General features: G+C 33.4%; 34 protein-coding genes and 5 pseudogenes. 3 read left to right on the forward strand and 36 right to left on the reverse strand.

Annotated elements, in window-relative coordinates:
• Positions 1 to 32 precede the first annotated feature (32 nt).
• Complete coding sequence (locus AZF37_RS11740) at positions 33 to 557, reverse strand: helix-turn-helix transcriptional regulator (protein ID WP_245611918.1); 525 nt, start codon at positions 555 to 557, stop codon at positions 33 to 35.
• A gap of 111 nt (positions 558 to 668) precedes the next feature.
• On the opposite strand from AZF37_RS11740, the gene AZF37_RS06270 reads away from it, so the two are divergent.
• A complete protein-coding gene (locus tag AZF37_RS06270; protein WP_342668632.1) occupies positions 669 to 953 on the forward strand; it encodes a pyridoxamine 5'-phosphate oxidase family protein in 285 nt (94 codons plus the stop codon).
• 157 nt (positions 954 to 1,110) lie between these two features.
• Here the strand turns inward: AZF37_RS06270 and miaA are convergent, their stop codons facing one another.
• From miaA to AZF37_RS10555, 4 genes are read right to left on the reverse strand one after another with little or no spacing between them, the layout of a single operon-like run.
• Complete coding sequence (miaA, locus tag AZF37_RS06275) at positions 1,111 to 2,037, reverse strand: tRNA (adenosine(37)-N6)-dimethylallyltransferase MiaA (protein WP_088370049.1); 927 nt, start codon at positions 2,035 to 2,037, stop codon at positions 1,111 to 1,113.
• A 2-nt stretch (positions 2,038 to 2,039) separates the two neighbouring features.
• Complete coding sequence (locus AZF37_RS06280; RefSeq protein WP_162473951.1) at positions 2,040 to 2,501, reverse strand: DNA mismatch repair MutL family protein; 462 nt, start codon at positions 2,499 to 2,501, stop codon at positions 2,040 to 2,042.
• Positions 2,461 to 2,556, reverse strand: coding sequence for a hypothetical protein (locus tag AZF37_RS13350; protein WP_425425421.1), 96 nt, complete (start codon positions 2,554 to 2,556; stop codon positions 2,461 to 2,463). Before AZF37_RS13350 ends, AZF37_RS06280 begins: the two co-directional genes overlap by 41 nt.
• A gap of 48 nt (positions 2,557 to 2,604) precedes the next feature.
• Positions 2,605 to 2,778 (reverse strand): hypothetical protein, encoded by a 174-nt coding sequence (locus tag AZF37_RS10555; protein ID WP_162473952.1) that lies wholly within the window; start codon positions 2,776 to 2,778, stop codon positions 2,605 to 2,607.
• Between the two features lie 18 nt (positions 2,779 to 2,796).
• Between AZF37_RS10555 and AZF37_RS06290 the strand changes: the two are divergent.
• A pseudogene (locus AZF37_RS06290) lies at positions 2,797 to 3,946 on the forward strand (IS3 family transposase).
• On the opposite strand, the gene AZF37_RS06295 reads toward AZF37_RS06290, so the two are convergent.
• From AZF37_RS06295 to AZF37_RS06390, 20 genes and pseudogenes are all read right to left on the reverse strand, one after another.
• The gene (locus AZF37_RS06295; RefSeq protein ID WP_088370052.1) at positions 3,936 to 4,241 is read right to left on the reverse strand and encodes an ATP-binding protein; all 306 of its coding nucleotides are present in this window, start codon (positions 4,239 to 4,241) and stop codon (positions 3,936 to 3,938) included. The pseudogene AZF37_RS06290 and the gene AZF37_RS06295 overlap by 11 nt on opposite strands.
• 4 nt (positions 4,242 to 4,245) lie before the next feature.
• Positions 4,246 to 4,371 (reverse strand): hypothetical protein, encoded by a 126-nt coding sequence (locus AZF37_RS12355; protein ID WP_281178839.1) that lies wholly within the window; start codon positions 4,369 to 4,371, stop codon positions 4,246 to 4,248.
• 102 nt (positions 4,372 to 4,473) lie between these two features.
• Positions 4,474 to 4,793 (reverse strand): annotated as a pseudogene (locus tag AZF37_RS06305) (MutS-related protein); the annotation flags it as partial.
• Between the two features lie 139 nt (positions 4,794 to 4,932).
• Positions 4,933 to 5,136: a hypothetical protein gene (locus AZF37_RS06310; protein ID WP_088370055.1), complete on the reverse strand. Its 204-nt coding sequence runs from the start codon at positions 5,134 to 5,136 to the stop codon at positions 4,933 to 4,935.
• Positions 5,133 to 6,188: a MutS family DNA mismatch repair protein gene (locus AZF37_RS06315; protein ID WP_088370056.1), complete on the reverse strand. Its 1,056-nt coding sequence runs from the start codon at positions 6,186 to 6,188 to the stop codon at positions 5,133 to 5,135. The genes AZF37_RS06310 and AZF37_RS06315 overlap by 4 nt, the downstream gene beginning before the upstream one ends.
• A 58-nt stretch (positions 6,189 to 6,246) precedes the next feature.
• Positions 6,247 to 6,582, reverse strand: a pseudogene (locus AZF37_RS06325) (MutS N-terminal domain-containing protein); the annotation flags it as partial.
• A 9-nt stretch (positions 6,583 to 6,591) separates the two neighbouring features.
• A complete protein-coding gene (gene miaB, locus AZF37_RS06330) occupies positions 6,592 to 7,905 on the reverse strand; it encodes a tRNA (N6-isopentenyl adenosine(37)-C2)-methylthiotransferase MiaB (RefSeq protein ID WP_245611919.1) in 1,314 nt (437 codons plus the stop codon).
• 327 nt (positions 7,906 to 8,232) lie between these two features.
• Positions 8,233 to 8,523: an InlB B-repeat-containing protein gene (locus AZF37_RS06335; protein ID WP_088370059.1), complete on the reverse strand. Its 291-nt coding sequence runs from the start codon at positions 8,521 to 8,523 to the stop codon at positions 8,233 to 8,235.
• Entirely contained in the window at positions 8,520 to 8,726 is a 207-nt protein-coding gene (locus tag AZF37_RS06340) for an Ig-like domain-containing protein (protein WP_162473953.1), read from the reverse strand. Before AZF37_RS06340 ends, AZF37_RS06335 begins: the two co-directional genes overlap by 4 nt.
• A complete protein-coding gene (locus AZF37_RS06345; RefSeq protein WP_088370061.1) occupies positions 8,723 to 9,274 on the reverse strand; it encodes a leucine-rich repeat domain-containing protein in 552 nt (183 codons plus the stop codon). The genes AZF37_RS06340 and AZF37_RS06345 overlap by 4 nt, the downstream gene beginning before the upstream one ends.
• A 225-nt stretch (positions 9,275 to 9,499) precedes the next feature.
• Positions 9,500 to 10,417, reverse strand: coding sequence for a tyrosine recombinase XerC (xerC, locus tag AZF37_RS06350; protein ID WP_088370062.1), 918 nt, complete (start codon positions 10,415 to 10,417; stop codon positions 9,500 to 9,502).
• Positions 10,418 to 10,480: 63 nt separating this feature from the next.
• Complete coding sequence (locus AZF37_RS06355; RefSeq protein WP_088370063.1) at positions 10,481 to 11,665, reverse strand: FprA family A-type flavoprotein; 1,185 nt, start codon at positions 11,663 to 11,665, stop codon at positions 10,481 to 10,483.
• 174 nt (positions 11,666 to 11,839) lie between these two features.
• Positions 11,840 to 13,156, reverse strand: a pseudogene (locus AZF37_RS06360) (amidohydrolase family protein); the annotation flags it as partial.
• Positions 13,146 to 13,397: a hypothetical protein gene (locus AZF37_RS06365; RefSeq protein ID WP_088370064.1), complete on the reverse strand. Its 252-nt coding sequence runs from the start codon at positions 13,395 to 13,397 to the stop codon at positions 13,146 to 13,148. The gene AZF37_RS06365 and the pseudogene AZF37_RS06360, both read right to left, overlap by 11 nt.
• On the reverse strand, positions 13,373 to 13,789 hold the full coding sequence (locus AZF37_RS12360; protein ID WP_088370065.1) for a molybdopterin cofactor-binding domain-containing protein: 417 nt from the start codon (positions 13,787 to 13,789) through the stop codon (positions 13,373 to 13,375). Before AZF37_RS12360 ends, AZF37_RS06365 begins: the two co-directional genes overlap by 25 nt.
• Positions 13,790 to 13,848: 59 nt before the next feature.
• The gene (locus AZF37_RS13590) at positions 13,849 to 14,319 is read right to left on the reverse strand and encodes a molybdopterin cofactor-binding domain-containing protein (protein WP_342668710.1); all 471 of its coding nucleotides are present in this window, start codon (positions 14,317 to 14,319) and stop codon (positions 13,849 to 13,851) included.
• Positions 14,320 to 14,909: pseudogene (locus tag AZF37_RS13595) on the reverse strand (molybdopterin cofactor-binding domain-containing protein); the annotation flags it as partial.
• Positions 14,910 to 14,961: 52 nt separating this feature from the next.
• The gene (locus AZF37_RS10560; RefSeq protein ID WP_162473955.1) at positions 14,962 to 15,108 is read right to left on the reverse strand and encodes a hypothetical protein; all 147 of its coding nucleotides are present in this window, start codon (positions 15,106 to 15,108) and stop codon (positions 14,962 to 14,964) included.
• Positions 15,080 to 15,442, reverse strand: coding sequence for a hypothetical protein (locus AZF37_RS06385; RefSeq protein ID WP_088370068.1), 363 nt, complete (start codon positions 15,440 to 15,442; stop codon positions 15,080 to 15,082). Before AZF37_RS06385 ends, AZF37_RS10560 begins: the two co-directional genes overlap by 29 nt.
• 26 nt (positions 15,443 to 15,468) lie before the next feature.
• Entirely contained in the window at positions 15,469 to 16,632 is a 1,164-nt protein-coding gene (locus AZF37_RS06390; RefSeq protein ID WP_088370069.1) for a nucleobase:cation symporter-2 family protein, read from the reverse strand.
• Positions 16,633 to 16,906: 274 nt separating this feature from the next.
• Here AZF37_RS06390 and AZF37_RS12785 point away from each other — a divergent pair, with 274 nt between their 5' ends.
• Positions 16,907 to 17,056: a hypothetical protein gene (locus AZF37_RS12785; RefSeq protein WP_425425422.1), complete on the forward strand. Its 150-nt coding sequence runs from the start codon at positions 16,907 to 16,909 to the stop codon at positions 17,054 to 17,056.
• A 124-nt stretch (positions 17,057 to 17,180) separates the two neighbouring features.
• Here the strand turns inward: AZF37_RS12785 and AZF37_RS06395 are convergent, their stop codons facing one another.
• From AZF37_RS06395 to AZF37_RS06445, 11 genes are all read right to left on the reverse strand, one after another.
• Positions 17,181 to 18,257, reverse strand: a complete 1,077-nt coding sequence (locus AZF37_RS06395; protein WP_245611920.1) for a sulfate/molybdate ABC transporter ATP-binding protein — start codon at positions 18,255 to 18,257, stop codon at positions 17,181 to 17,183.
• Positions 18,241 to 18,921 carry a molybdate ABC transporter permease subunit gene (modB, locus tag AZF37_RS06400; protein WP_088370071.1) on the reverse strand — a complete coding sequence of 227 codons (681 nt, stop codon included), beginning with the start codon at positions 18,919 to 18,921 and terminating at the stop codon, positions 18,241 to 18,243. The genes AZF37_RS06395 and modB overlap by 17 nt, the downstream gene beginning before the upstream one ends.
• Before the next feature lie 106 nt (positions 18,922 to 19,027).
• Positions 19,028 to 19,837: a molybdate ABC transporter substrate-binding protein gene (modA, locus tag AZF37_RS06405; protein ID WP_245611921.1), complete on the reverse strand. Its 810-nt coding sequence runs from the start codon at positions 19,835 to 19,837 to the stop codon at positions 19,028 to 19,030.
• Between the two features lie 96 nt (positions 19,838 to 19,933).
• Positions 19,934 to 20,617: a molybdate ABC transporter substrate-binding protein gene (gene modA / locus AZF37_RS06410; RefSeq protein ID WP_245611922.1), complete on the reverse strand. Its 684-nt coding sequence runs from the start codon at positions 20,615 to 20,617 to the stop codon at positions 19,934 to 19,936.
• A gap of 220 nt (positions 20,618 to 20,837) precedes the next feature.
• The gene (locus AZF37_RS06415; protein ID WP_088370072.1) at positions 20,838 to 21,038 is read right to left on the reverse strand and encodes a helix-turn-helix transcriptional regulator; all 201 of its coding nucleotides are present in this window, start codon (positions 21,036 to 21,038) and stop codon (positions 20,838 to 20,840) included.
• A 31-nt stretch (positions 21,039 to 21,069) separates the two neighbouring features.
• The gene (locus AZF37_RS06420; RefSeq protein ID WP_088370073.1) at positions 21,070 to 22,524 is read right to left on the reverse strand and encodes an aminoacyl-histidine dipeptidase; all 1,455 of its coding nucleotides are present in this window, start codon (positions 22,522 to 22,524) and stop codon (positions 21,070 to 21,072) included.
• Positions 22,514 to 22,882, reverse strand: coding sequence for a PqqD family protein (locus AZF37_RS06425; RefSeq protein WP_088370074.1), 369 nt, complete (start codon positions 22,880 to 22,882; stop codon positions 22,514 to 22,516). The genes AZF37_RS06420 and AZF37_RS06425 overlap by 11 nt, the downstream gene beginning before the upstream one ends.
• Positions 22,882 to 24,840, reverse strand: a complete 1,959-nt coding sequence (locus AZF37_RS06430) for an OPT family oligopeptide transporter (protein WP_088370075.1) — start codon at positions 24,838 to 24,840, stop codon at positions 22,882 to 22,884. Before AZF37_RS06430 ends, AZF37_RS06425 begins: the two co-directional genes overlap by 1 nt.
• 166 nt (positions 24,841 to 25,006) lie before the next feature.
• Complete coding sequence (locus AZF37_RS06435; protein ID WP_088370076.1) at positions 25,007 to 25,675, reverse strand: lysozyme family protein; 669 nt, start codon at positions 25,673 to 25,675, stop codon at positions 25,007 to 25,009.
• Positions 25,676 to 25,913: 238 nt separating this feature from the next.
• Complete coding sequence (locus AZF37_RS06440; protein WP_088370077.1) at positions 25,914 to 26,141, reverse strand: GNAT family N-acetyltransferase; 228 nt, start codon at positions 26,139 to 26,141, stop codon at positions 25,914 to 25,916.
• A complete protein-coding gene (locus AZF37_RS06445; protein WP_088370078.1) occupies positions 26,142 to 26,405 on the reverse strand; it encodes a hypothetical protein in 264 nt (87 codons plus the stop codon).
• Positions 26,406 to 26,566: the final 161 nt, after the last annotated feature.

Genomic DNA, 26,566 nt, shown 5'->3' on the forward strand with positions numbered 1-26,566 from the left:
ACAATAAGCTTGGAGATACCAACTCCCCTCTTTTAAGACGAAACGATAAGGTTCAACTGTGCGACTTGATTTTTGTTACCACTATTAGAATACGTAAAAGTAAGGAGCTTGTTTCCCTCTAGAGATTCCTTTACTTTTTCTAAATTAGGACTAGCATAGGTATTGCCAGACCACATTGTCAAATCAATATAAACTTTCTTAGCTTTTTGTTCAATATCTTCTCTTTTACCTTCTGGTATTAGGCTTTTCACTTTCGCTAATGTACCTGCCATATCCTCAGCCGATAACGTAGCAGATATATTGCTTAAGTCAGATAAAAGAGCTGTAATATCAATTGCTGTGAAAAACTGTTTACTTACTTTGTAATTCTCCAGAATACCTATCCCACCATTAACACCAGGGTAGGTTATAATAGGAATTCCAGCTAAATCTAGCGTATCAGCATCTCCATAGATGGTTCTTGGCGATACCTCAAACATTTCAGCAAGTTTAGTAACACTGATTCTATCTTTTTCTAAGAGTACCATTATTATAACAATTAAGCGATCTATTTTCATTTTAAACCCTTTCTTATTTCTATTAAGCTAAATTAATTTTATAACCCTGACAGATAGATGTCAAGGTTGCCATGCTATACTTAATCTAGAATAAGAAAAGGAGTTATTAACATGGATTATTTACATGCATTCAACAAAATTATGACTGAGGGAAAGACAGTTGCTCTAGCAACAGCTACAGTAGCTACGCCAAATGTAAGAATGGTCAATTTCTTTTACAACCCACCAGAGGATAAAGGCATCCTCTACTTTTCAACATTTAAAGGCAATAATAAGATTAAGGAATTTACTGAAAATAACACTATTGCCTTTACAACTATTCCAGAAACAGGAAACAATCATATCAGAGTTAATGGAGGTACTGTAGAAAAAGCAATCTTACTATTCATGACATAAAAGATGAATTTATTAAAAAATCCCCTGATTTTGCAATGACAATAAAACAAGGAGGAGATGCACTCGAAATTTATGAAGTTCGTTTTAAGGATGCTACTTTAATTCTCGATTTCATGACTATTGTACAAGTAACACTATAACATAAAAAACAGCAATATTACAATTGCTGTTTTTTTTCTATTTCATTTATAAACCACTTTAAACTATTTTTTTTATCATGATTATTTGTATATGGTAGCCAAGTAATCTCAGAATGTCCTCTAAACCAAGTTAACTGTCTCTTAGCATATTGTCTTGTAGACTGTTTCATTTTTAAAACACTTTCTGCAAAAGTCATTTCACCTTTTAAAAATAAAACCATTTCCTTATAACCGATTGTCTTCATAGGCGCAGAATCCTCTGAAACCCCTGCATTCAATAATACTTCAACTTCCTGTAACAGCCCTTCGTCTATCATTTGGTCTACCCGTTTTTCAATTTGCTCATAAAGAGCAAGTCTATTTACATCTAATGCCGCTGCAATAAGATCATCCCTTAATCCACCACTCTCATTTTCTTGTTCCCAAATTGGTTTTCCAGTTAAATGAATAGCCTCTAATGCTCCTATGATTCTGGTCACATGATTGGGATGAATTCGTTTTGCCGAATAAGCATCTACCTTTTCTAACATATTATGTAAATAGGCAGAACCATTGGTTTCCTTTAATTGGTATAACTTTTTTCTATACGCTTCATCTATTGCTTTTTCTTTAAAACTATATTGATAGGCAAATGCTTTAAAGTATAGTCCTGTTCCCCCAACAATAATAGGAAAATAACCTGAATCTTGGACAATTTTAATGGATTCCTTTAATGCCTTAACATAGTCAGCCACAGTAAAGGGTTCATTTGCAGTTACAATATCTAACATATAGTGGGGAATACCTGCCATTTCCTTTGCTGTCACTTTTCCTGAACCAATATTAAAGCCTTGATATATTTGCACTGAATCGCAAGAAATAATAGCACCATTAACTGCTTTTGCAGTAGCAATAGCAAAACTGCTTTTACCACTTCCCGTTGGACCTAAAACACATCCTATCATTCCTAACTCCTTAAAAATAACTTTTCTAAATCATCCGTAGGCCATTTAATTACAGTCGGTCTGCCATGAGGACAGGTGTAGGAAAATTCGCATTGTCCCAACTGGAGCAATAAACTTTTATTCTCACTTTCTGTTAAAACATGCCAGGCTTTCACAGAGCCTACACAAGCTGCTTTTTCAATCATAAAATCTTCAATCATCTCAAGTTCTTTATTTTCAATTTTATCAACTAATTCCAGGAGAAAATCCCGTCCTGCTTCTTCTCCTGGCATAGATAAGGGTAGCCCTCTTAAAGTAAAACCATTTTCACCAAAAGCTTCTAACAAGACACCATAACCTTCTAAAGTCATAATATGTTCAACAATTTTTAAATAATCGCTTTGGCCAACCTCAATTAGTTCAGGTTTTAATAAAAACTGACTTTTAAAACCATCTTCTAAAAACTGTTTTTTTAATTCTTTCAAAACGAACTCTTTCATGACAAGCATGTTGATCAAATAAATACAAATTATCTTCCAATACACCAATTAAATAAGTTTGGATACGTCACCAATAATCATTACTTCCTCAAATGGATTTTTTCAATGGCTTCACCTTACCTGAAACTGTTAGGGTAATTTGTTCTTCAATTAAGGGCTTTTCTTCTCTAATTTCTGCTTTTTCTCTCTTTTCAGTTAATTTTGGACATATACTAAAAAAGTAGACAGGAAAAAGTGAAACATGTTTTAAATAAGTAGACACATAAGAAAGGATAAAATTATGAATAATTACAAGAAATACGATGAAGAATTTAAAAAAAGTATTGTTAATTTACACCAAAACGGTAAAACTCAATCCCAACTTTCTAAAGAATATGGTGTCTCCATGTCTGCTTTACACAAGTGGATTAAACTTTATTCTCAGGTTAGAATTGATGATGATACTATTCTAACCGCTAAGCAGATTAAGGATCTTCAAAAGCGTAATGCTCGACTCTAGGAGGAAAATATCATTTTAAAAAAAGCAATTGCCATATTCACGCCTCACTCAGACAAAGATTAATGGCTGTTCATACCCTTCGTTTTCAGCACGCTATCTCTTTTCTTTGTCATGTCCTTAAAGTGAACCGCAGCTCCTATTACAAATACTTTTCGGAAAAACTTTCTCCTAGAACTATTGAGAATTAAAAACTCCGTCAGCTTATTCTCGGAGATTTGTCATCTTACTAAGAGACGTATTGGCCCATCTAAGATTAAGGCTCTTCTTTCCTATGACTATGGCATCAACATCAGTATTGGTAGAGCGAGCCGCCTGATGACTGACATGAATCTTCCTAAAATGCCTACTATCAAACTTCGGTTTATTCATCCGAGGTCTATTCCCAATTTTGATTGCCCTAACTACCTAAATCAAAATTTTAATGTTCCTCAGCCCAATCAAGTCTGGGCTAGTGACATTACCTATATTAATTTAAATGCCTCTTTTGCTTATCTCTGTGTTATTATGGATTTATTTTCTCGTAAAATTATTGCTTGGAAGCTCTCTCTTAAAATTGATACTTCTCTTGTTAAGGATACTTTTATCAAAGCCTTTTATTCTCAAAAACCTTCTACTTCTCTTATTTTTCATTCTGACAGAGGTTCCTAATATACTTCTTTTATCTTTAGAAAGCTCCTTGATTCTTTTGGTATCATTCAATCTTTTTCTAAGCTTTCTCATCCTTGGGACAATGCTGTCGTTGAGTCCTTTTTAAATATATGAAAAAAGAAGAAATTCTTCGTAGGTCTTTTTCTTCCTTTGCTCAAATTAAGCTTTCCTGCTTTGAACACATTGAGGGCTTCTACAACCCCCTATACGTCCCCACTCTGCTAATAACATTCTTTCTCCTAATTCCAAAGAAGACTATTTTTTCACTTCTATTAAAACTTAATTTCACTTTTTCTATCTACTCTATTGACATTCTTCCAGTCAATTGTCGTAAGCTTACTAGCTCCATGACGCATAAATGCCTTTTTAATATTCCCTTTAGGTATCCCATAACCATTGTCAATAATCTTAATTTTATCTAAGCCACCATTTTCAATAGTAATATAAATCATAGTCGCCTTAGCATCCAAACTATTTTCAACAAGTTCTTTAATAACATCAGTTGGTGATTCAATAACTTCTCCAGCTGCAATTTGATTTATAGTATGATTATCTAATAATATTATTGTATTTTCCATACATTTACCTTTTCCCCTTCTTTAACTCAAAAAGAAACTGTAAGGCTTCCATTGGAGACATAGCATTAGGATCTACTGAATCCAACATTTCTTTTAATGGATTTTCTTTTTCCACAAACTCTAAAGTCATTTGCTATCCATCATTAATTCCTGTTATTGGAGGTACATGATTTTCTAATTCAGTCATTTTTACTTCAGCTCTCTTAATTAAATGTTCAGGCAATCCAGCCATTTTAGCAACATGGATACCATAGCTTTTGCTAGCACCACCATTAACTACCTTCCTTAAAAAACAACATCATCTTTGTATTCTTGAACAGCCATTGATAAATTCAACACATTGGCGTATTCATTTTCCAAATTAATTAACTCATGATAGTGGGTGGCAAATACAGTTCTAGCTTTAATAGCTGTTAATAAATAATCACTGACAGCCCAGGCAATAGCCAAACCATCTAAAGTACTGGTTCCTCTGCCAACTTCATCTAAAATAACCAGACTTTTATCGGTAGCATTATTAATAATAGTAGCCACCTCATTCATTTCAACCATAAAAGTACTCTGACCGCTGGCTAAATCATCAACTGGCTCCTACTCGAGCAAATACGCGATCAACAACACTTAATTTAAAGGCTGTAGCAGGGTACATAACTGCCACATTGAGCCATTATAGTAAACAATAGCCAAGGGTTCATTTGCCAGCCATATTAGGCCCAGTAATAATAGCTAAATTCTTGTCATTGGGATTCATTGTGAAAGAGTTAGGAATATAGTCTCCAAACTCAACTAATCGTTCCACAACAGGATGTCTGCCATCCACTATTTCAAAGCTTGGTTCATCTACAATTTCAGCTGCCACATAATTATATTGATTGGCTACTTTTGAAAAACTCAAAAGACTATCAATAATTGCAATATGATAGGCAGATTTTTTAAAGAAACTGTCTGGCTTAAAACCTGTTCTCTTATGCCTAGGAATATTTCATACTCTAGCTGTTTCAATTTTTCATCTGCATGAATAATTTTGTATTCTAATTCTTTTAAAGGTTCACTAATATAGCGTTCTCCATTAGCAATAGTTTGCTTTATAATATAATTATCTGGTACTAAATGAACATTACTTTTTATGACCTCTATGTAGTAACCAAAAACTCTGTTGTAGCCTATTTTCATAGACTTAATGCCTGTTCTTTTCTTCTCATCAGCTTCTAACTTTAAAACAAGTGATTTACTTTCCTTTGTAATAGTTCTTAATTCAGCTCCCTCTTTATGATAACCCTCCTTAATCAAAGAACCATCTTTTACAGTTAATAGTGCTTCTTCATTAATACTATTTTCTAATAATTCAACAAGTGAAATCGGATTACCAAGTGCCTCAACTACTTCTACTAAAGGTTTAAAGGCTTTCTCCATTAACTCTTTTTTTATAACTTCGATACTCACTAAAGAGTTTTTTAAAGCAAGTAAATCTCTACCATTGCCATTCCCATAGCTAATTTTTCCAAGTATTCTTTCAATATCATAAATATCTTTTAAATGCTTCCCTAGGGAATCTGTTAAAAACAAATCATTTTTCAAATAAGATATTATAGATTGGCGCCAAAGTATTTCCTCTTTATTTAAAAGTGGCTGTTCTAGCCATTTTTTAAGCAAACGACCTCCCATAGCAGTCCTCGTTTTATCCAAAATAGAAAGCAAAGTATTCTCTCGTGTACCTTTTCTAATATTTTCAGTAATTTCAAGATTTTTCCTAGTTTGGTAATCCAAAAACATAAAGTCATTTAAAGTATAATATTCTATGGATTTTAAATAATCAATATTGCCTTTTTGAGTATCATCTAAATAATGATATAAAATCATAGCACTTTTTTTAATGCTTTTATAACCTTTAATAGTATCTTCCATAATCAGTTTCTTTAAAGCACCAACATGTTCCCCTTTTGACATGGAAACATACCCATTATAAGAAGGGATACAGCTTAATAAAGATTCTTTCCTCTAAAATAGTACCAGGCGTAATAACTCTGACAACTTCTCTTTTCACCGATGCCTTTAGTTAACTTAGGATCTTCTACCTGCTCACAAATAGCCACCTTATATCCTTTAGAAACAAGGCGGTTGATATAGTTTTTGCTGCTGAATGGTAGGGAACGCCACACATAGGAATTTTTTCATCTAATCCTGCGTCTCTTCCAGTTAAAGCAATTTCAAGAATAGCAGATGCCTTTTTAGCATCTTCCATAAACATTTCATAAAAATCACCTAATCTAAAAAATAAAAAACAATCTTCATGCTCTTCTTTAATTGTTAAATACTGTCGCATCATTGGTGTCAAAGCCATCTTCTTCTCCTACTCCACTATTTCCCCAAAAAGTGACCAAGTATTTGCATCAGTTACTTTCACTTTCACTAATTCTCCAATTAAACTTTCCGAACCGCTAAAATTAATAACCTTATTACCCAACGTTCTGCCAGTCATAGCACCTTTAGCCGTCTTGTTTTCAACTAATACTTCATAAACTTTACCTAACATAGCTTCATTTCGCTCAAGACTTTTTCTTTTTTGTAAAGTTAGCATTCTATCAAACCGCTCTTTTTGAACCTCAGGATTAATATGGTTTGGCATATTTTCTGCTCGTGTACCTTCACGAACAGAATAAATAAACATATAAGCTTGATCAAAACCAACCTTTTCCATTAAATCTAAAGTATCTTGAAAATCTTCTTCAGTCTCTCCAGGAAAACCAACAATCATATCTGTTGAAATAGTCCCTTCAGGAAACACTTTTTTGATATAGGATACTAGAGATAAATATTTATCTCTAGTATAACCTCTATTCATGCTTTTAAGAACAGAATCACTACCTCCTTGAACTGGTAAATGAAATTGAGGACAAACATTTTTACTTTCGCTAATAGTATCAACAAGAGCCTCATTAAAATCTCTAGGATGAGAACTCATAAAACGCAAACGGTAATCACCTAATTGATCTAACTCCTTTAAAAGCATGGAAAAATCAGTTCCATCTTTAAAATCCTTACCATATGAATTAACATTTTGGCCTAAAAGAGTAATCTCCTTATAGCCATTAGCTAAAAGAGACTGAACTTCCTCTCTAATAGCTTTAATAGACCGGCTTTTCTCCCGACCTCTCACATAGGGGACAATACAGTAAGAACAAAAATTATTACAACCATAAATAATATTTACATAGGCTTTTAAATCATCTGCACGGCGCATAGGCACTTGATCTTTAATCATCATAGAATCTTCTTTTGAAACTGCATAAACCCCTTCATGGTTAGCCATTTTCTGTTCAAGAAAAATATCAAAATCATTTAGATTATGAGTCCCAAAAATAATATCTACTTGCTTAAAACGTTTTTGAATCATAGTAGCTACATCTTCTTGTTGGGTCATACAGCCTCCTACAGCAGTAATCATATTCCCTTCTTTTTTATCCTTAATTTTCTTCAGAGCACCTATTCGACCTAACACTTTTGCCTCAGCTTTTTCTCTGATACAACAAGTATATAAAACCACTAAATCTGCTTCTTCAATCGTATCACTTTTAGTGAAACCCTTCTTTTCTATTAAACCTGCCAAAGTTTCAGCATCATGCTCATTCATTTGACAGCCCCATATTTCAATAAAATATTTCAATCACGTCATCTCCTGATTTTCTTCTATCTAATTATTATAGCAAATTTCCCCTATTATAAAAAGAAGGATATTCTTTATAAGCATAACATAAAAACCATTTCCATTTTGAAGCATTCCATAACATCTAAACATATATAAAGTAATCTTTTTTATCTGTATACAATAAAACTCCTCCAGCATTTTGCCCAAGGAGTTCTATAATGTACTTTTATATTATTTTCATAAAAATAGTTGCCAAAGTCATTTTAATTACTACTAAATAGTATTAATACGTTCTTCCATTTTTCCTAAATACTGTTAAACTGGCAATTAGTCCACTTCCAATAATTAAAAACCAACTGATAGCACTTCATAACCACCTGTTTTAGGCAATGATTTTCTAGAAATTTTACCAATTTCATTAGCTTGGTTATCGGATTTATTTTCAGAATCTAATAATTCTGACCTTTTGTTTTGAATCCATTGAGCATATACTGTAATGTCGCTATCTAGCATGATAGTTGTTGCAAAATTCCATGTTAACCCACTTCCATCTGATGCTGTATTCCAGCCACTAAATGTATACCCTTCTCTTAGTGGATTATCTACAGGATTTGCTAAACCTCCTATTTTAATCATTTGATTCTCTGGAGCAATTCCGCTACCACCTTTAAATCAAAAGATAATCTATAAAACGGTTCTGCATAATTTAAAGGCTGTATAACAGTTCCTGAAAAATCAGAATTCCCATTACCTATTGTTATTGTTTTATTAAACACAAAACTAACTGAACTAGTATCTTTTGTTAATGATTTCCACGCAATATCATTTCCTGTAATCACACAATCACCTGTTCCGCTAGTAGGTGTGGTACGACTTCTCCCATTGCAGTAATCGATGATGTTAATGTAAATGATTGTGTTATGAAATCTTTAGGCAATAAACTGATTGTTTGATTAGATAAATTCAAATACTCATTAATAGACTGTAGCTTAATTAATGATAAAGGTAAAACTGACAGATGATTATTTGATAAATCTATACCTATTAACCCAGTTAAATTACCAATGCTTTCCGGCACATTTGTTAACTGGTTATCCAATAAATTTAAAATTTGTAAATCAGATAATTTACCAATGCTTTCTAGTATACTTGTTATTTGGTTAGAACTCAAGTTTAAATATTGTAAATTAGTAAAAACATCTATACCTGTAACGTCAGCCAGTCCTTTTTGTTCTAAATCAAATTCTGTACAACTTAACACACTTTGATCCATCACATCATTAACATTTTTTCCAAATTCTCCTGCTATCACCTCTGCTGTATGTACATTAGGAAATTGCTGTGCAAAAGTTACTGTCTCTTCGGCCTTTAAAAAGCTCGTTGTCATTATACTTAAAGCACTAATAAATATTACTAGTAAAAAATCATCGCTATCCTAAAAATAGATAGTCTTTTGACTCTCATAAACACCCTTCTTTCATTCAATCTGTTTTTGATTTACATCGTTTCAATATTACAATAGCATATGCTCTTCTGTCAATACTTGTATATTAAAAAAATACATTCATTGTATAAATAAAAATATTGGTAAAAAGTGTTGTAGCTAGTGCTTCTAGGAATTCTCCCTTTTTGCTCTAGGATGAGCATTATCATATACTTTTTTTAGTTGATTTTTAGTTATGTGAGTATATACTTGCGTTGTCGATAAACTTTCATGCCCTAAAAAGCTTTGAACCACCCTAATATCTGAACCTCTTTCAAGAAGATGGGTTGCAAAACTATGGCGAATTATATGAGGAGATACATCAATATTTTGAGCCGTTGTTTCAATACAGTCGTCAATAATTTTCCGCACCATCCGGTCATTTAATACTTTTCCTCTTACACCTATGAATAAAAACTCAAAAGAAATACCTTCTTTATAAAATTCAGGTCTGCCTTTATCTAAATAAGCATTAATACTTTTAATGGCAAAGGAACCAATTGGTACAATTCTTTCCTTATTGCCCTTACCAATTACTCTAATATAGCCTTCCTTTAAATGAAGATCCCCCCTAGTTAAATTAACTAATTCACTTACTCGAAGACCGGTTCCATAAAGAACCTCTAAAAGGCAGTAGTCCCTCAAACCCCTTGGGGTTTCCTTGTCTGGTATTGATAAAAGTTTTTCAATCTGGTATTCATACATAAAATTTGGCAATCGCTTATCTAGCTTAGGGCTTTGAATATAGACCATTGGATTATTCTCAATAAAAGCTTCTCTATTTAAAAATTTAAAAAAAGATTTTAAAGTAGCAATCTTTCTAGCCAGCGTTCTCTTGCTATAATTATGCTTATTTAAATAATTAATATAAACTCGAATAGCTTTGTGGTCAACTTCACTTAAGTTAATCCTTCTATCTAATGATTCAAGCCAATTCGTCCATTGTATTAAATCTTTATTGTAAGCTTCTATTGTATGTTGAGAATAATCTTTTTCAACAGATAAGAAATTAATAAAATGATTTATATATATATATAATTCTTCCAAAACACAATCCTTTCAATATCAAAAAAGATAAAAAAGTGGTTTTCCCTACTTTTTTAACACACATTATGCTTTCACTGCATTGCCTAAATTAACACCTAAATCATAAGCTGCTCTCAGAGCCTCTTCATTTGGAAACATTTTCGTTTTTGTACTGCCAACAACTTGAAAGCCTAAATTAGTGAGACGTTCTTCAAGATACTTACATGCCTCACCACTCCAGCCAAAGGAGCCGAAAACTGCAGCATTTTTGCCTCGTGAAGTATAGGGACTTAAACCAAGTGTAACTTCCCAAATCGGTTCTAGAACATCTCTATTAATTGTTGGTGATCCAAGAGCCAAACCATCTGCTTTTTCAGCAGCCTTAACTACATGATCAATTGGTAAAGTACCAATATCAACAACATTAGCTTTTAAACCTGTACTTTCAATACCTTCTCCAATTTTTTCTGCTAACATTGCCGTATAGCCATAGCAACTAACGTAGTGAACATAAACTACTTTAGGTTCATTTTTTTTCAAACTTTGTTCTGCCCACTTCTTATACCAAGTAATAGTATCATCAATATCTTCAGTTAAAATCGGACCATGGGAAGGTGCAATCATTTCAATGTCTAAATCTTTAATTTTTTCAATTCCATCAATTGCATAGTTTTTAAAGGGATTCATAATACCATCTAAATAGACTTGCTGAAAATGCCTTAAAGTATCTTTACCTGATTTAAAGTCTAAATAGTCTTTATTACCATAGTGACAACCAAAGAGGTCACATGGAAATAATATTTTATCTTCTTTTAAATAAGTAAATTGAGTATCAGGCCAATGTAAAAATGGAGCTGAGACAAAACTTAATGTTTTACCCCCTAAATCCAACACATCTCCATCTCCAACAATCATACACTCAATATCTTCATTTAAGATTTCTTTTAATAAATTTGCTGCAAATCTAGAAGTCACAACCTTTGCATTTGGTGCTTTTTCTAAAAACGCCTTTAATGATCCACTGTGATCAGGCTCAGTGTGATTCATAACTATATAATCAATAGACTCAAGAGGTGTAATATTTTCTATTTTTGTTAGAAACTCCTCACTAAATCCAGCCTTTACAGAATCTATAACTGCATTTTTTTCCCCTCGCACTAAATATGAATTATAGGATGTACCAGCTTCTGTTTCAAATATTACATCAAAATACTCTAATTCAGCATCTAAAACACCTGTATAATATACATTGTCTTTTAATTGTTTCATCTCACCACTCCTTTTCTAATTTATCTACTATTTTATCGTAACATATATGGGGATGTTAATCAATTTAAAAAGCTTTAAACATAGGGAAAGCCCCCTAATTTTAAGGAGGCTTTCCCTATTGAAACATCTACTAATTTTGATACATTTGATTAGATGTTTTTTAGCTTCTAATTTAATTTTTTCTTCATCAATTGTTAACATTTTACCATCTTGATAAACAATACTTCCATTAATCATTGTTAACTCTACTGGTCTCGAATAACCTACAGTTGCTAAAAATGATTCAGGATCCAATAGAGCACCTACCTGCTCTAAATAACTTACATCAATCATAAATAAATATGCAGCCTTACCAACCTCTAAAGATCCAATATCCTTTTCTCGACCTAATAGTTTTGCACTGCCAATAGTGGCTAGTTTAAGAATATCCAATCCTATTGGTGCTGTTACACTGTTGTTTAAACGATGAAGTAAATAAGCACTTCTGATTTCCGCCATTAAATTAGAACCGTCATTGCTACCACAGCCATCAATGGCTAGACCAACAGGGATACCTGCCTCTAGCATTTGAGGTATTTTTGCAATGCCTGAAGATAGTTTCATATTAGAAACAGGACAGTGTGCTACCCCAGTCCCCGTATTCTCTAAAACTTTTAACTCTTCATCTGAAAAGTGAATACCATGAGCATACCAGACATCTGAACCTACCCAGTTACATTCCTCTGCCCATGCTAATGGCCTTTTGCCATAAAATTCTAGACAATAGTTTTCTTCATCTATAGTTTCCACTAAATGTGTATGCAAACGAACCTTGTTGGCTCTAGCCAATTTTGCAGCCTCAATCATGATTTCTGTATTCACTGAAAAAAGTGAACAAGGAGCCACAACAACTTGTGCCATAGACAAAGGACTGGCATCATGATATTTATCAATTAGTCTTTGACAATCACTAAGGGTCTCCTCACAAGTCTCTATTAAATCATCTGGTGGTAAACCACCATCTTTTTACCTCTATTAAAGGAACTTCTACCACCATGAAAACGAAGTCCTAAGGACTTAGCAGCTTCAAATTGTCTATCTAACATTTCTTTGCCAGCACCTCTTGGAAAAACAAAATGTTGATCAAATAAAGTTGTACCACCGTATTTTATAAATTCTGACATAGCAACTATGGAGCTATAGTAAAGAGAATCAGGTGTAACTTTTAACCAAACATTATATAAATACATAAGCCAATCGAAAAGTTGAAGAGACTGTATTTCTGGAATATTTCTAGTAAATGCCTGAAGAAGATGATGATGGCTGTTAACAAGGCCAGGATAAATAAATTTTCCTTTTCCATCAATAACCCTTGCTTCATTATCTTCAATATTAGTTCCCATTTTTAATAATAGGACCTTCTACTAAAATATCTCCATTTTTAAATAAAGTACCTTTATCGTCACATGTAACAATACATTGTGCATTTTTTATCAGCGTCTTATTCTCCATAACTATACCTCACTTTCTTTTTTCTAATAAGAGCCATTTTAATTCTCTCGGCAGTTAAAGGCAATTGATTAAACTGGATATCTGTACAATTTAAAATTGCATTTCTAATAGCAGCAGCAGGGGCAATATTAGGTGGCTCTCCTAATGACTTATTACCATAAGCACTGCTAGGTTCTTCTGTTTCAATAAAATGAACTTCCACATCAGGAATATCCATCATAGTAGGAATTTTATAATCCAAAAGATTGCCATTTCTGACTCTACCTGTTTTTCATCAATCAAAATTTCTTCATAAAGACCATAGGCTACAGACATAGCTGTTCCACCTTCAACCTGGCCTTCTGCTAAATCAGGATTAATCACTTTACCACAATCAATTATGGCTGTAATTTTTTCTATTTCAACCTTACCAGTACTAGCATCTATAGTAACCTCAGTAAACGCTGCCCCAAATGTTAAAGCATTTGTAGTAGGAGAATAGTAGGCTTCCTTAGTTAATGTCTGAGGATTCTTATAATCGTAGAATAGTTTCATTGTGATATCTTCTACTGTACATACTATTTCCCTTCTAGTCTTATTAATAACATTTCCATCTCTTAAATCTAAATTTTTTCTATCTTCTGCCAGCACAATAGCTGCTTTTTCAAAATAGCTTTCTTACATTTTTTTCCGCTTTTTTATCGCCATTCCACTTACATAGGTTCGTCTTGATGCATAAGCGCCTGAATCAAAAGGACAGATAGCGCTGTATCAGAACCAATCACTTTAATCTGTTCGGCTTTTATACCAATAGCTTCAGCTGCAATCTGAGCCATTGTTGTATCCGTGCCTTGACCAATTTCTGCACAACCGATAAAAAGAGTTGCTGATCCATTTTCATTCATCATTATTCTAGCTCCAGCTAATTCCACATTATGAGGAAAAGTAGATTGAAAATAGCTAAAAAGAGCCATGCCTACACCATAATATTTTCCACTCACTAATTTATCCAGAGCTCTCTTTTCGTCCCATTTAATAATGGATTTGCCTTTGGCAATAATTTCTGGCAAACCACAACTCCTAATAGCAAAGCCATTAACAGAATTATAGTCCCCTATTTTACATAAGTTTTTCTCTCTAAATTCAATAGGATCCCACTTCATTTCTTGAGCAATATTATCCATATGAGATTCTACTGCAAATGTTAGCTGAGGAATACCATACCCTCTCATAGCACTTGCTATTAAGAGATTTATATAGACTGTAGTCGCTTTATAGCTTAGATTTGGTGCTGGATATAATACAGAAAACTGACCCCCTATATTACCACAAACACTGTGACCATGAGCACTATAAGCTCCTGTATTGGAGATTACTTCCATAGAACGGACGATAATTTCTCCATCTTTTTGTACCCCTGTTTTAAGTTTAAAAACCATACTATGCCTTGTGCGAGTAGCTTCAATTGACTCTTCTCTTGTAAATTCTAAGAGAACAGGCCTTTTTCTGCTAAAGCTAAGGCGCCATTTAAAGGTTCCAGAACTGCATCCTGCTTTACACCAAAGCCACCTCTTCCAACTAATGTCTTAATGACTCGGACTGAGTCAAGATTCAAGCCAAGGGCTTTTGAAATTGTCTTTCTTAAAATATGAGGACCTTGATTAGCACTATGCACAACTAAAGTTCCATCATTTTCTAAATAAGCCAAAGAAACAGCTGGTTCAATAGGAACATGTTGTACAATTGGTACCTTGATTTCATTTTCAAAAATCAAATCAGACTCTTGAAAACCTTTTTCAATATCTCCTTCTTCATAGCTATGACTATCAGTAATGTTGCCTGTACCCGGGATGAATATCCACTGCTCCTTCTTTTAATGCCTCTTCTGGAGTAACATAAATAGGAAGAGGCTCTATGTCCATTGTAATGAGGCTAATTGCCTCTTCAGCTATTTCTAATTGTTTCAGCTGCAACAGCTGCAGCTGCAATGGGATCCCCAATATAGCGTACATGTTGTGTCAGAATCAACGTATCTAAAGGGGTATCTTCAGGATAAGGGTGACCTGTTGTTGTGTAAGGAATCATAGGTACATCATCATAGGTTAGTATTGAAACAACACCAGGTAATCTCTGAGCTTTGCTAATATCTATTTTTTTAACAATGCCATGAGCCACTGGACTCCTTAAAATTTTCCCATAAAGCATTCCAACCATTTTAAGATCGCCAACATATTTACTCTGTCCAGTGACTTTATTAAAAGCATCAATTCTCTTCACCCTATGTCTAATATAAGAGTGTTTTTCCATAATGCCTCTTCCTTTCTATCATTAGCTTATTCAGTTAATGTTCTTCCAGTTACAACTGCATCTTCTTCAATGTCTTCAATATCATCAACTTTATTAAAACCAGATGTTACAATCATAGAAAACATAATCAACATAACGGCTCCTAAAACAGGTCTCGGTATCATAGTTGCTAAAGCAGCAAATTTAGGCAGTAATCCTAAAATAAAGAGAAAAACACCTGCTAGTACAACTACAAATCTACTATTAACTCTAGTTAAACCAACTAAACCTGCATTACCTGAATAGGTTGTATATGGGAAAGAATTAAAAATTCCTCCAAGGACTGTAGCAATTCCTTCAGCTCGTAACCCTTTTGTCACTTCCTTTTCTCCAATTTCTTTGCCAACATAATTACCAATGACAAAAAATGTGCCCGTTGATTCAATCATTACAATTAACATCACAACACACATACTAATAATTGCCTGGATATTGAAAGTAGGCAAGCCAAAATGAAATGGTCTAACAAATTGGAACCAGCTGGCTTCAAAAAGAGGTGTTGGATCAACTAATCCCATAAAAGCTGCAATTATAGTACCAGCAATAAGGCCAATTAAAATTGAAATTGACTTCATAAAAACCTTTGTGAAACGATTGATTATGACCACAAGCAGTAACGTAATACCTGTCAACAATAAAAATTGAGGAGCACCATATAAATCCGTTCCTACAACTTGAGCCCCTCCTGCAATATCCGTAATACTATTGGGAATTAAAGATAAACCAATGATACAAACTACAGAACCTGTCACTACTGGTGGGAACAACTTCAAAATCTTCCCAAACAAAGGCGCAATTAGAAAAATAAAAACACCTGCAACAATAATCGATCCATAGACTGTTGTTATTCCAAAATTATTCCCTGTAGAAATAATAACAGCTATTGGTGCAAAGGCACACCCTAGAATTACTGGTAACCTAATACCTATATGTTTTCCCATTCCCAAAGACTGAATAATTGTGGCGATACCGCAAGTGAATAAATCTGCTGCAATTAAAATGCCAATTTCTTGATGCGAAAGTCCAAGACCTGCACCTACAATTAAAGGAATAGCAACACCACCTGAATAAAAGGCCAAAACTTGCTGAATTCTGAGCATACTCATTTCCCCAAAGGGAAGCATTCCATCAATGTCTGATTTTCCTTTCATTTTAAAGACTCCTTCCTTCTGCTTTTATCTGGCTTACCCTTAAATTTCCTCCTTTCTCTATCAATAAAAATCCCCTACTAAAAAAATCTAGTTTTTTAGTAGGGGGACTGGAACCCTTCGTTAATTAAAATATACCCAACCTGGTTTTCAATGTCATTATATATAATCACAATTTTTTTAATATTCTTATGCTTTACATTTACTGAATTCCAAGGCAAAATTTTATTAATATTTTTAATGGTTTTTATCTATAATCATTTCAAAAATGATATAAATGTATTATAATAAGGAAAAGTACAATCAGGAGGAATTAAAATGGATAGTTACATCTGTAATGTTTGTTGGTATACATATTGACCCTGCAGTTGTTGACCCAAAAGCAGGTATTGGGCCAGGAACACCATTCGAGTCTTTGCCTGACTGAAGATTGGTTCTGTCCAATTTGTGGTATGACAAAAGAACATTTTAGAAAAGGGTAAGTTACCTTATCAAAAAAAGAGACTATTTCCACTTAGAGATAGTCTCTTTTCATATACCTAATAACTGCTTTATTTATCTACCAATATTAAAGCCTTTGGATCAAAATAAATTGTCCAAGGGCCTCCCTTATTTTCAATAGTTTGCCAAAAATTTCGGCTCATTTCCCAACGTAATAAGTTTTCCTCTGTTTTTTCTGATACACTGAGATAAATACTCATATCAAAAGGGTTTTCAACAACATTTACAGGATAAAGAACTACCCTATTAGCTACTTCATTTTCCCTAGCAAAACGTAAATATTGATCCTGAATACCTACATGTGTAACATTATCTGAAACCCTATCCTCAGTTTTTAAATTGATACCCCAATCCATAGCAAAAATATCGTATTCACCAATTTTCCTACATTGAGAAAAATTTTTACACCCTGTTAATTGTCCCGTCTTTAAAGTAGGGGGCTTTTTGAAAATAGTCTTCTTGTCTCCAAAAGCTTCAACTTTTCCTTTATCTACAACAATAATATCATTACATAAACGATAAGCTTCCCGCATATTATGAGTCACAAATATAGCGTAACCTTGATACCAGCTAAGATTTTCCCTCAATTGCTCAATCATCTGATGCCTCAAATAGCTATCCAAAGCTGAAAAAGGCTCATCTAGTAGAAGCAACTCAGGATTTAGTACCAATGCTCTCCCTAAAGCTACTCGCTGCTTCTGACCTCCAGAAAGCTGACTTGGAAAACGATTTTCTAAACCGCTTAATGCCAGCCGGTAAATCATTTTAGCCACAGATTCATTTCTTTCTTCCTTTGCTAACTTATGAAGGCCAAAGCCAATATTTTCCACTACAGTCATATTGGGAAAAAGTGCATAATCCTGAAATAAATAGCCAATTTTCCGTTCTCTAACTAATTTATTAATCTTTTTATCACTATCAAAAAGAACCATATCATTTAAAATAACTTGTCCCTCATCGAGCTTTTCAATTCCAGAAATACCTTTTAAAGTCATAGTCTTACCTGAACCAGATGCCCCGAGTATCCCTGTAATCTTTTCTTTGCAAATAAAATCAACATCTAGGGTAAATTCTTTAAATTTCTTTTTCAGCTTAACCTTTAAAGCCATTTTAACGACCCCTTCCATATTGATTTTTCTGCTGTCTCTGGGTCCAGTAATTCATTAAAATCATGCCAATTAAAGAGATTGAGAAAATCAATCCCGCCCATAAATAAGCTTTATTCATATCCCCTGCTTCAACTGCAAAATAAATAGCTAAGGGAATAGTTTGGGTTTTTCCTACAATATTTCCTGCAATCATTAAAGTTGCACCAAACTCTCCTAAGCCACGGGCAAAAGCTAAAACTGCTCCAGCACAAATGCCTGGCCAAGCTACCGGTACTACTACCTTCCAAAAAACACGCCACTCTTTTGCCCCTAAAATTCTAGCACTATAAATCAAACTATCATCTACTTGCTCAAAAGCCCCTCTAGCAGTCTTATACATTAATGGAAAAGAAACTACAGTTGCAGCAATAACAGTGGCAGTCCATGTAAATATAACTGAAACATTTAATGACTCAAAAAGAAATGAACCTATAGGACCATTTTTACCAAAAAATACTAGCAAAAAGAACCCAATCACTGTTGGTGGTAATATTAATGGTAACATTAAAATACTATCAATGACACCTTTAAATTTACTCTTAGATCTGGCTACAAACCAAGCTGCTAGCAATCCTAAAAAAAATGTTACAATTATAGAAAGACAGGCCGTCTTTATAGAAACAATTAATGGAGACCAATCCATATTTACTTACCTCAATTTGCTTTCCTTATTTCATCAAGAAAAAGCAGCACCAAAATGATTCTGCTTTTTCAAGAAATCTTGACTTACTCTATTATTAATATATCACTTATTGAATCTTAGTAAAACCAAATTTTTCAAATTTAGCTTTAGCTTCATCTCCTTTTAGATAGTTTAAAAAATCTTTTGCCCCTTGTTGGTTTTGTGCATCTTTAAGAACTGCTGCTGGATAAGTAACTGGTTTATGACTGTCTTCTGGTGCTGTTGCTGCAACTTTTACACCACTAGCTACTTTGGCATCTGTTTCATAAACAACACCTGCCTCAGCATTTTTAGTCTCTACCCATGAAAGGACTTCTCTTACATCTTTTCCATAAACAAGCTTGCTTTCTATTTTTTCAAAAAGCTTAAAATAATTTAAAACGTCCTTAGTATAAACCCCTACAGGAACACTGGCTGGATCTCCCATGCCTATTTTAGTTACACTGTCTTTTGTTAAATCTTCAAAAGAAGCCACCTGATTATTATCACTAGGAACAATCAGTACAACCCTATTTTTTAGTAAGTCTATTCTGGTACCCTTAACAATTAAATCCTTTTCTTCCAAAGCGTTCATTTGTTTAGGGGCTGCTGACATAAACAAATCAGCAGGAGCTCCCTGTTCTATCTGCTGCTGCAAAGAACCTGAACTACTAAAATTATACTCAATTTCCACATTCTTTTTTTTACTAATGTAATCTGTTTTAATTTCCTCCATTACATCTTTCAAACTGGCTGCTGCAGAAACTGTAATTTTTGATGGTTCTTTACTTGTGTCAGTGCCATTGTTACCGCAAGCGACTAGTAAAAAACAACTGCTAAACAAAAGCAATAACCCAATAACAATACTCCTACTCTTTTTAAATAACATATTTTTCATTATATACCTCCAAAATATTAATCAATCTGATTTATTGTACAGTACTAAAACCATACTTGGTAAATATTTCTTTTGCTTCACTAGTTTGTAAGAATGCTAAAAAACTTCCGCACCTTCTTTATTTTCATTATTTTTCAGAATAGCTGCTGGATAAACAACTGGCTTATGGCTTTCTTCTGGAGCAATTGCAGCAATTTGAACATTTTTGCCCACTTTAGCATCCGTCTCAAAAACAAAGCCTGCATCTGCATTTTGGGTTTCTACCCAGGATAAAACTTCTCTTACATCCTTCGCAAAAACTAATTTTTCCTGAACAGCATCAAAAATACCATAATAGTTCATTATTTCTGTACCATAAACACCTAGCGGTGTACTACCAGGGTCTCCAATTCCAACCTTAGAAACATTTGAATCACCCAAGTCTTCAAAACTGTTAATTATCGAATTATCCTTTGGCACAATTAATACTATTTTGTTTTTTAAGAGATTTACCTTTGTATCTGTTAAAACTAAATCCTCAAAAATTAATGCTTCCATATGCTTAGGAGATGCTGAAATAAAAATATCTGCAGCAGCACCTTGTTCTATCTGTTGTTGCAATGAACCAGCACTACCAAAATTATATTGAATAGCAACTGACGGATGTCGCTGAATGTAAATGGTCTTCAATTCTTCTAAGACATCCTGCAAACTTGCTGCTGCAGAAATATTTAAAGTTGAAGGTTCTTCTTTTTGCTGACATACTGTTAATAAAAGTATTCCTATGATTAAAAGAAGCAAACCACATTTTATAGCTTTATAGCTTTTAGTAATGTTTTACTCATTTTTTTCATAATCCTCTCTTAATTTTTAATATAAAAAAATCAAAACGTGACAATAATAATCAATTCTTAACAATTATTAATTAAGTTTGATTATTATTATAATCTTATAACTATATTTTGTCAATAAAAAACAGTTGGAATTATAAATTCCAACTGTTTTTTTAGATAATGCCTAACTAGTTATCAAAAAGATCATCTAGAGAATGCCCAAGAACATGAGCAATACTCTTGCAAGTTTTAATTGAAGGATTAGCAGTTCCACCTTCAATCATATAAAGATTTTGCCTAGTAATTCCTACTGCATCGGCTAATTCACGAATTGAATAGCCTTTTCCCAAACGATATTTTCTGATTTTGTCCGCGTCTTTCTTATTCATTTTCCACCTCCGTATAATTAATATAGCTTAATTAAATACTTTTAATATCTTGAAGCACTGCCTTAATAAACTTCCATACTCTTTCTGTTGATGAAATTGATAGATGTTCTTCTGCAGTATGGGCTCCGATAATAGTAGGTCCAAAACTTATAGCATCAATATCTGGCATCTTTTCTTTAAAAATACCACATTCAAGACCAGCATGTATCGCAACAACTTCACCTTTGTTATCAAACCTAGCATTATAGCACTTCGTACATAAATCTCTTACTTTTGAATGAGCTTCATAAGCCCAAGCTGGGTAGAAACCATAATTTTCTGCAGTTCCATCAACCGCTTCAGCTAAACAGCTTAAACTATTAACTAAATCCATCCCCTGACTCTTAATAGAACTTCTTAAGGCAGATTCTAACAATACATGGTTTTCTGTTGTTTTCACAATACCGTTATTCATAGAGGTCTGTACCAATCCTTCAATATATTGACTGCGGCTTAAAGGACCATAGGGAATTAATGTTAAAACAGTTGCAACATTGAGACTATCCTCTACAGACATTACTTTAAATATACCTTGTGTTGAATCCTCTATTACAATTTTAATATTAGAATCCTGAGGAGTATATTCTGCTTGTAATTCTTCCTCTAAAGTAGCAATAATTGAATTTACTTTCTCCAGGCTGGATGCTTCAATTAATACGGTAGCTCTACACTCCCTAGGTATGGCATTATTTTTTGCTCCTCCAAATATGCCACCTAAAGAAAATTTAATATTCGCAACACTCATATTATTTAAAAATCTGCCCATTAGTTTATTAGCATTGGCTCTTTCTTTAGCAATTTCCAACCCTGAATGACCACCTAGTAAGCCAAATATTCTGACACTTAACAGAAGACCTTGAGTCTCTTTAAATTTTATAGGAATCGTAATAGCATTTGTATTACCACCTGCACAGGAAGCATAAAACTTCCCTTCCTCTTCCGTATCAATATTCATGAAAATCTTACCTTCAAGTACACTGGCATCTAATGCATGAGCACCTGTCATTCCAGTTTCCTCATCTGTCGTAAATAAAACCTCTAATGGTGGATGCTCAATATCTTGGCTATCCAGTAAGGCTAAGCAGAAAGCTACTCCAATACCATCATCGGCACCTAAAGTTGTTCCATCAGCATATAAATCATCACCATTAACTACCCATTTTATTGGATCTTTACTAAAATCATGTTTGCTGTCAGCTTTTTTTTCGCAAACCATATCCATATGACCTTGAAGAATAACAATAGGCCCATCCTTTAAGGAGCCTGTGCCAGGCTTCTTAATAATAATATTATTAGCTTCATCTTGTTTTGCCCAAAGGTCTCTTTCTTGAGCAAACCCTTTAAGATAGTTACTGATATTGCCTTCTTTTTTTGAACAACGGGGTATCTGGCTAATAGCTTCAAAAAAATGAAAAACATCTTTACTTTCCAATTGATCAAAATTCATCCCAATCCCTCTCTTCCTTAATATGATCTAATTTAATATATCTCTGTTTTAAAATATGTCTCATAAATGGAATTAATCTGGCAATAGCTACCTCTTCACTATCCCTTAAATCTTCAGCCATTATCTTAGCAATATCATAAACTGACCGCTTACCATTAATTAATAGCCAAACGCGAGTACTGTTATCATCTAATGTAATATCTGTTGTTGTAGGTTTTTTAAATAGCCAAGTAAAAAAACGTTGTATCGGCTGTTTATAATGAAAATAGAGAATAATATGATCCTCAACCAGCTGATAATCCTTATGAATAATCACAGGTACATAGCTTAAAAAATTATGCTTAGGATTATATTTCATTACTTTTCCTCGCTTATCTGCTTATCTTCTTTTGTTTTCCTAACAGTTACAAAATACATCCAAATAGCCAATAAAATAAATATTATAAAAGTAACAATACTTTTTGCTACTGGTGATGTAATTACATTACTGAAAATATCTGTTTTCACGCCTATAAATGCAAAAACAGCTACAATTATACCAATTAATGCATCCCCTGCAATTAAACCAGAAGAGAGGAGAATCCCTTTTTCAACCTTCTTATCTTTAAGCTTTTGATCTTTTTTGAAGCGTCTTTCAACAAGTTCTCTAATAACACCACCAAGAAAGATAGTTGCAGTTAATGTAATATTTAAGTAAATACCTAATGAAACTGATAATACCGGTAAACGCAAGAACCAGCAAGCAATTGCAATAAATACGCCAACTAACACAAATAACCATGGCAACTGGGCATTGATAATTCCCTGTATTAATAGCGCAATTAATGTAGCCTGAGGCGCTTGTAAATTAGCACTTCCAATTTGATAGGTGGAGGTAAGGATAATCATAATACCAACTGCTACAAAAGTTGTAAAAAGCAGTGCGATAATCATAGAATATTGTACTTTTCTAGAAGTTCCACCTATAACAAAGGTTGTTTTTAAATTCTGTGTAGCTCCACCTGCAACAGATATAGCAACACAGACAATAGTTCCAATGACTAATGAAGCTACCATACCTTCATTTCCAACCATACCCATGGCCCTAAATACGGAAGTAACAATTAATAAGCTTGCAATAGTCATACCTGATACAGGATTATTTGATACCCCAATAATCCCTACCATCCTAGCTGAAACAACAGCAAAGAAAAAGCTAAAGACTATGGCCAAAGCAGCTCCCACCATATTACTTCCTACAATTGGCAACAACCAAGTCATTAGAAAAACAGCAATGACTACTATTAAAACCCAGAACATAGGAACTTCCATATCAGAACGTAATGTAGTACCACCTATAGCTGTTTTTTTTTCCAGCCCCGTAATTGCAGACTTAAAGCTTTTAAAAATACTCGGCAAAGAGGTAACAAGAGAAATTAAACCACCAGCAATTACGCCACCTGCTCCAATATAACGAATATACTGTTGCCAAATCTCATCAGATGTCATATTGCCAATTAATGTAGTGGCAGGTTCTATGGCCGTAACTGCATCTGCTCCAATATATTTAATTAGTGGAATTAAAGTAAACCAGGCAATTAAGGATCCTCCAAACAACAAAGAAGCAGTCTTTGTGCCAACAATAAAGCCAAGTCCTAATAAAGAAGCCAATGTCTCAAAACCAAATTTAGTTCCTTGATAACTCTTGAGATAAATAGAAGCTGATTCATTCCATAAACCAAATCCACCAGACAACCATTTATAAGCAGCGCCTACACCAATTCCTGTTAATATAGTTTTAAAACCACTGCCACCTTCACTGCTATGGACTAATACTTCTGCTGCTGCCATACCCTCAGGATAAAAAAGCTTACCATGTTCTTCAACAACCAGTAGCATTCTAAAAGGTGTTACTAAAAATATACCTAAAAATCCACCTAAAATAACCAATACTACTGCTTGAAAAAAATTAATGGACATCCCCCAAATAATTAAAGCTGGCACTGTAAAAATCAAGCTTCCTGCTACGGACTCACCTACAGCTCCCATGGAAGCAGTTATATTAGCTTCCAAAAGATTATTTCTTTTAAATAAAGCTTTAAATATTCCAACACCTAAAATAGCTGAAGGAATACCTGCGGTAATTGTTAACCCTACTTTTAAGCCTAAATATACATTTGCGGCAGTAAAAAAACAAGCTAAAATAATACCAAGAATAATAGAATAACCCGTAATTTCAGGCATGACCTCTGAAGTAGGGATATAGGGTTCATAGTCAACTCCTTTTATACATCCATAGGCATCTTTAGAAATACCTTTTTCATTGTGATTACTCATCTATATACACCTCCATTTTCTTAATAAAACATTTTATGACTGACATATCTTTTTGTCATTATATCAATTATGTTCTATTAGAGCAAGTACTAATGTCAAATTTATTAAATCAATAATTCAGGACAATAAAAAAGAGGCAAATCCTATAGGGAAATTACCTCTTTACTTAATTTAAAAATCGTTTTACATGTTCTACATATAAATAGTCACCATATCGGGCTTCTTTGTTTTCATTAACTCCTCTATATAAACTTTCATCAAGGCCAGCACTCATAATAAGAGAATACTCTAAGGCATTTTCAGGTGTAAATCCTTCGTAGCCCATTTTCTTTAGCCAATGCAAATATCCTTTTCCAAAGTTATAAGATTGAAGCAATAATTCCAGGGTTTCCTTTAAATCTAATTCCTGTATGATTGCCATATGCTCACGCCAAACACCAATGCCCCAAATAATAGATTCTTCAGGATTTTGAATAGCCCCAACTTTTCCATATTTATTTTCTGAAGATTGCATAGGATCATCACCCTTACCTTTAGACTCTTGTTGCATCTGGGCTAATATCCATGATTCATATTCAATAGGGACGCCATGGATAATCATGGCCTCTGTCACTGTATCCTTATAGGATAAAACTTCATTTGGAATAGTAGGAATAATAACAATATTTTTAGTTTCTGGATTTAAAGCTATCAGAATAGCACCAGAAATGAAAACAATTAAAAGGAAGAATAAAGTTACAAATAGAAAAAGATACTTTCTAAAAAAATCTTTTACGGGATGTCCTTTTCTATTAACTCTTCTAAGTAATGATTTTGTTTTTCTCTGTCTGCCCATACTATTCCTCCTTTCATTTTTTCATATTATATAGAATTTTATTAATACAAGTAAATTACAACCATTTAAAATATATGTATTTTTGACTTCATAGACCCCATATGATATCATATAGGTGTCTTGAAGGATACTCCAAGATATTATTAATTAGAAATAACCGAGATATTAATTTTTCTCTCTATCTTTCCCAAGCACCTTTAATATATTAAATCCTAATATATTGAAGGTGCTTATTTTTTTATCTCTCTAGAATACTTTTTCTCATTTGCTCTCTAAATGTTTTGTATCCTAAATGCTCCCAACAATCTCTAGCCATTTGATTTTTTGAAATAATACAAAGCTCGCAATATACTAGCCCTAGACCTCTAAAATAATCAATCATTTTAGCTTCCATTTGAGACATTAATCCCTGTCCTCTATAATTTTCATTTACATAAGCGCCTTCAATATAACCAACTTTTTCAATTTAAGACACCGCTAAAAAGCAATCAATAACAACACCAGATAAAAAGCCTACAATATATTCTCCATCCTTTGCAAGATAAACACAACCACTATGTTCTTCCATATTCATTCTTAACCTTTGTTCTCTATCCTCAATAGGCAAATCAGTAAAATCAAAATAAGAGTCCTCAGTAATATCTCTCAATTCACTTAAAAAAATATTAAATAAAGAGGCTACTTCAAGCAGTTCTTGCTCTGTTGCCTTCTCAAAAATAATATTGTTCATTTTTTCTCCTTTACATAAAATAAACCTCTATCTACCTTCATAAATAGAGGTTACTCTCTTTAATTTACTTTAGTTACCAGTTTCAACCTTCTCAAGTATACAATAAACAGGTATTCTTTTCAATCTCATCATAATATAGATTCCCTGAATTCCAGTTTCTA

This window comes from endosymbiont 'TC1' of Trimyema compressum, assembly GCF_001584725.1.
Taxonomy (GTDB): Bacteria; Bacillota; TC1; order TC1; family TC1; genus TC1.

Coding starts and splice junctions, on each gene's coding strand:
- AZF37_RS11740 (WP_245611918.1), bottom strand. CDS start 557: ATGAAAATAGATCGCTTAATTGTTATAATAATGGTACTCTTAGAAAAA.
- AZF37_RS06270 (WP_342668632.1), top strand. CDS start 669: ATGGATTATTTACATGCATTCAACAAAATTATGACTGAGGGAAAGACA.
- miaA (WP_088370049.1), bottom strand. CDS start 2,037: ATGATAGGATGTGTTTTAGGTCCAACGGGAAGTGGTAAAAGCAGTTTT.
- AZF37_RS06295 (WP_088370052.1), bottom strand. CDS start 4,241: ATGGAAAATACAATAATATTATTAGATAATCATACTATAAATCAAATT.
- AZF37_RS12355 (WP_281178839.1), bottom strand. CDS start 4,371: ATGACTTTAGAGTTTGTGGAAAAAGAAAATCCATTAAAAGAAATGTTG.
- AZF37_RS06315 (WP_088370056.1), bottom strand. CDS start 6,188: ATGTCAAAAGGGGAACATGTTGGTGCTTTAAAGAAACTGATTATGGAA.
- AZF37_RS06335 (WP_088370059.1), bottom strand. CDS start 8,523: ATGATTAAAATAGGAGGTTTAGCAAATCCTGTAGATAATCCACTAAGA.
- AZF37_RS06345 (WP_088370061.1), bottom strand. CDS start 9,274: ATGACAACGAGCTTTTTAAAGGCCGAAGAGACAGTAACTTTTGCACAG.
- AZF37_RS06355 (WP_088370063.1), bottom strand. CDS start 11,665: ATGAAACAATTAAAAGACAATGTATATTATACAGGTGTTTTAGATGCT.
- AZF37_RS13590 (WP_342668710.1), bottom strand. CDS start 14,319: ATGGATAATATTGCTCAAGAAATGAAGTGGGATCCTATTGAATTTAGA.
- AZF37_RS06385 (WP_088370068.1), bottom strand. CDS start 15,442: ATGGAAAAACACTCTTATATTAGACATAGGGTGAAGAGAATTGATGCT.
- AZF37_RS06390 (WP_088370069.1), bottom strand. CDS start 16,632: ATGAAAGGAAAATCAGACATTGATGGAATGCTTCCCTTTGGGGAAATG.
- AZF37_RS12785 (WP_425425422.1), top strand. CDS start 16,907: ATGTATTATAATAAGGAAAAGTACAATCAGGAGGAATTAAAATGGATA.
- AZF37_RS06395 (WP_245611920.1), bottom strand. CDS start 18,257: ATGGAAGGGGTCGTTAAAATGGCTTTAAAGGTTAAGCTGAAAAAGAAA.
- modB (WP_088370071.1), bottom strand. CDS start 18,921: ATGGATTGGTCTCCATTAATTGTTTCTATAAAGACGGCCTGTCTTTCT.
- modA (WP_245611921.1), bottom strand. CDS start 19,837: ATGAAAAATATGTTATTTAAAAAGAGTAGGAGTATTGTTATTGGGTTA.
- AZF37_RS06415 (WP_088370072.1), bottom strand. CDS start 21,038: ATGAATAAGAAAGACGCGGACAAAATCAGAAAATATCGTTTGGGAAAA.
- AZF37_RS06420 (WP_088370073.1), bottom strand. CDS start 22,524: ATGAATTTTGATCAATTGGAAAGTAAAGATGTTTTTCATTTTTTTGAA.
- AZF37_RS06425 (WP_088370074.1), bottom strand. CDS start 22,882: ATGAAATATAATCCTAAGCATAATTTTTTAAGCTATGTACCTGTGATT.
- AZF37_RS06430 (WP_088370075.1), bottom strand. CDS start 24,840: ATGAGTAATCACAATGAAAAAGGTATTTCTAAAGATGCCTATGGATGT.
- AZF37_RS06435 (WP_088370076.1), bottom strand. CDS start 25,675: ATGGGCAGACAGAGAAAAACAAAATCATTACTTAGAAGAGTTAATAGA.
- AZF37_RS06445 (WP_088370078.1), bottom strand. CDS start 26,405: ATGAACAATATTATTTTTGAGAAGGCAACAGAGCAAGAACTGCTTGAA.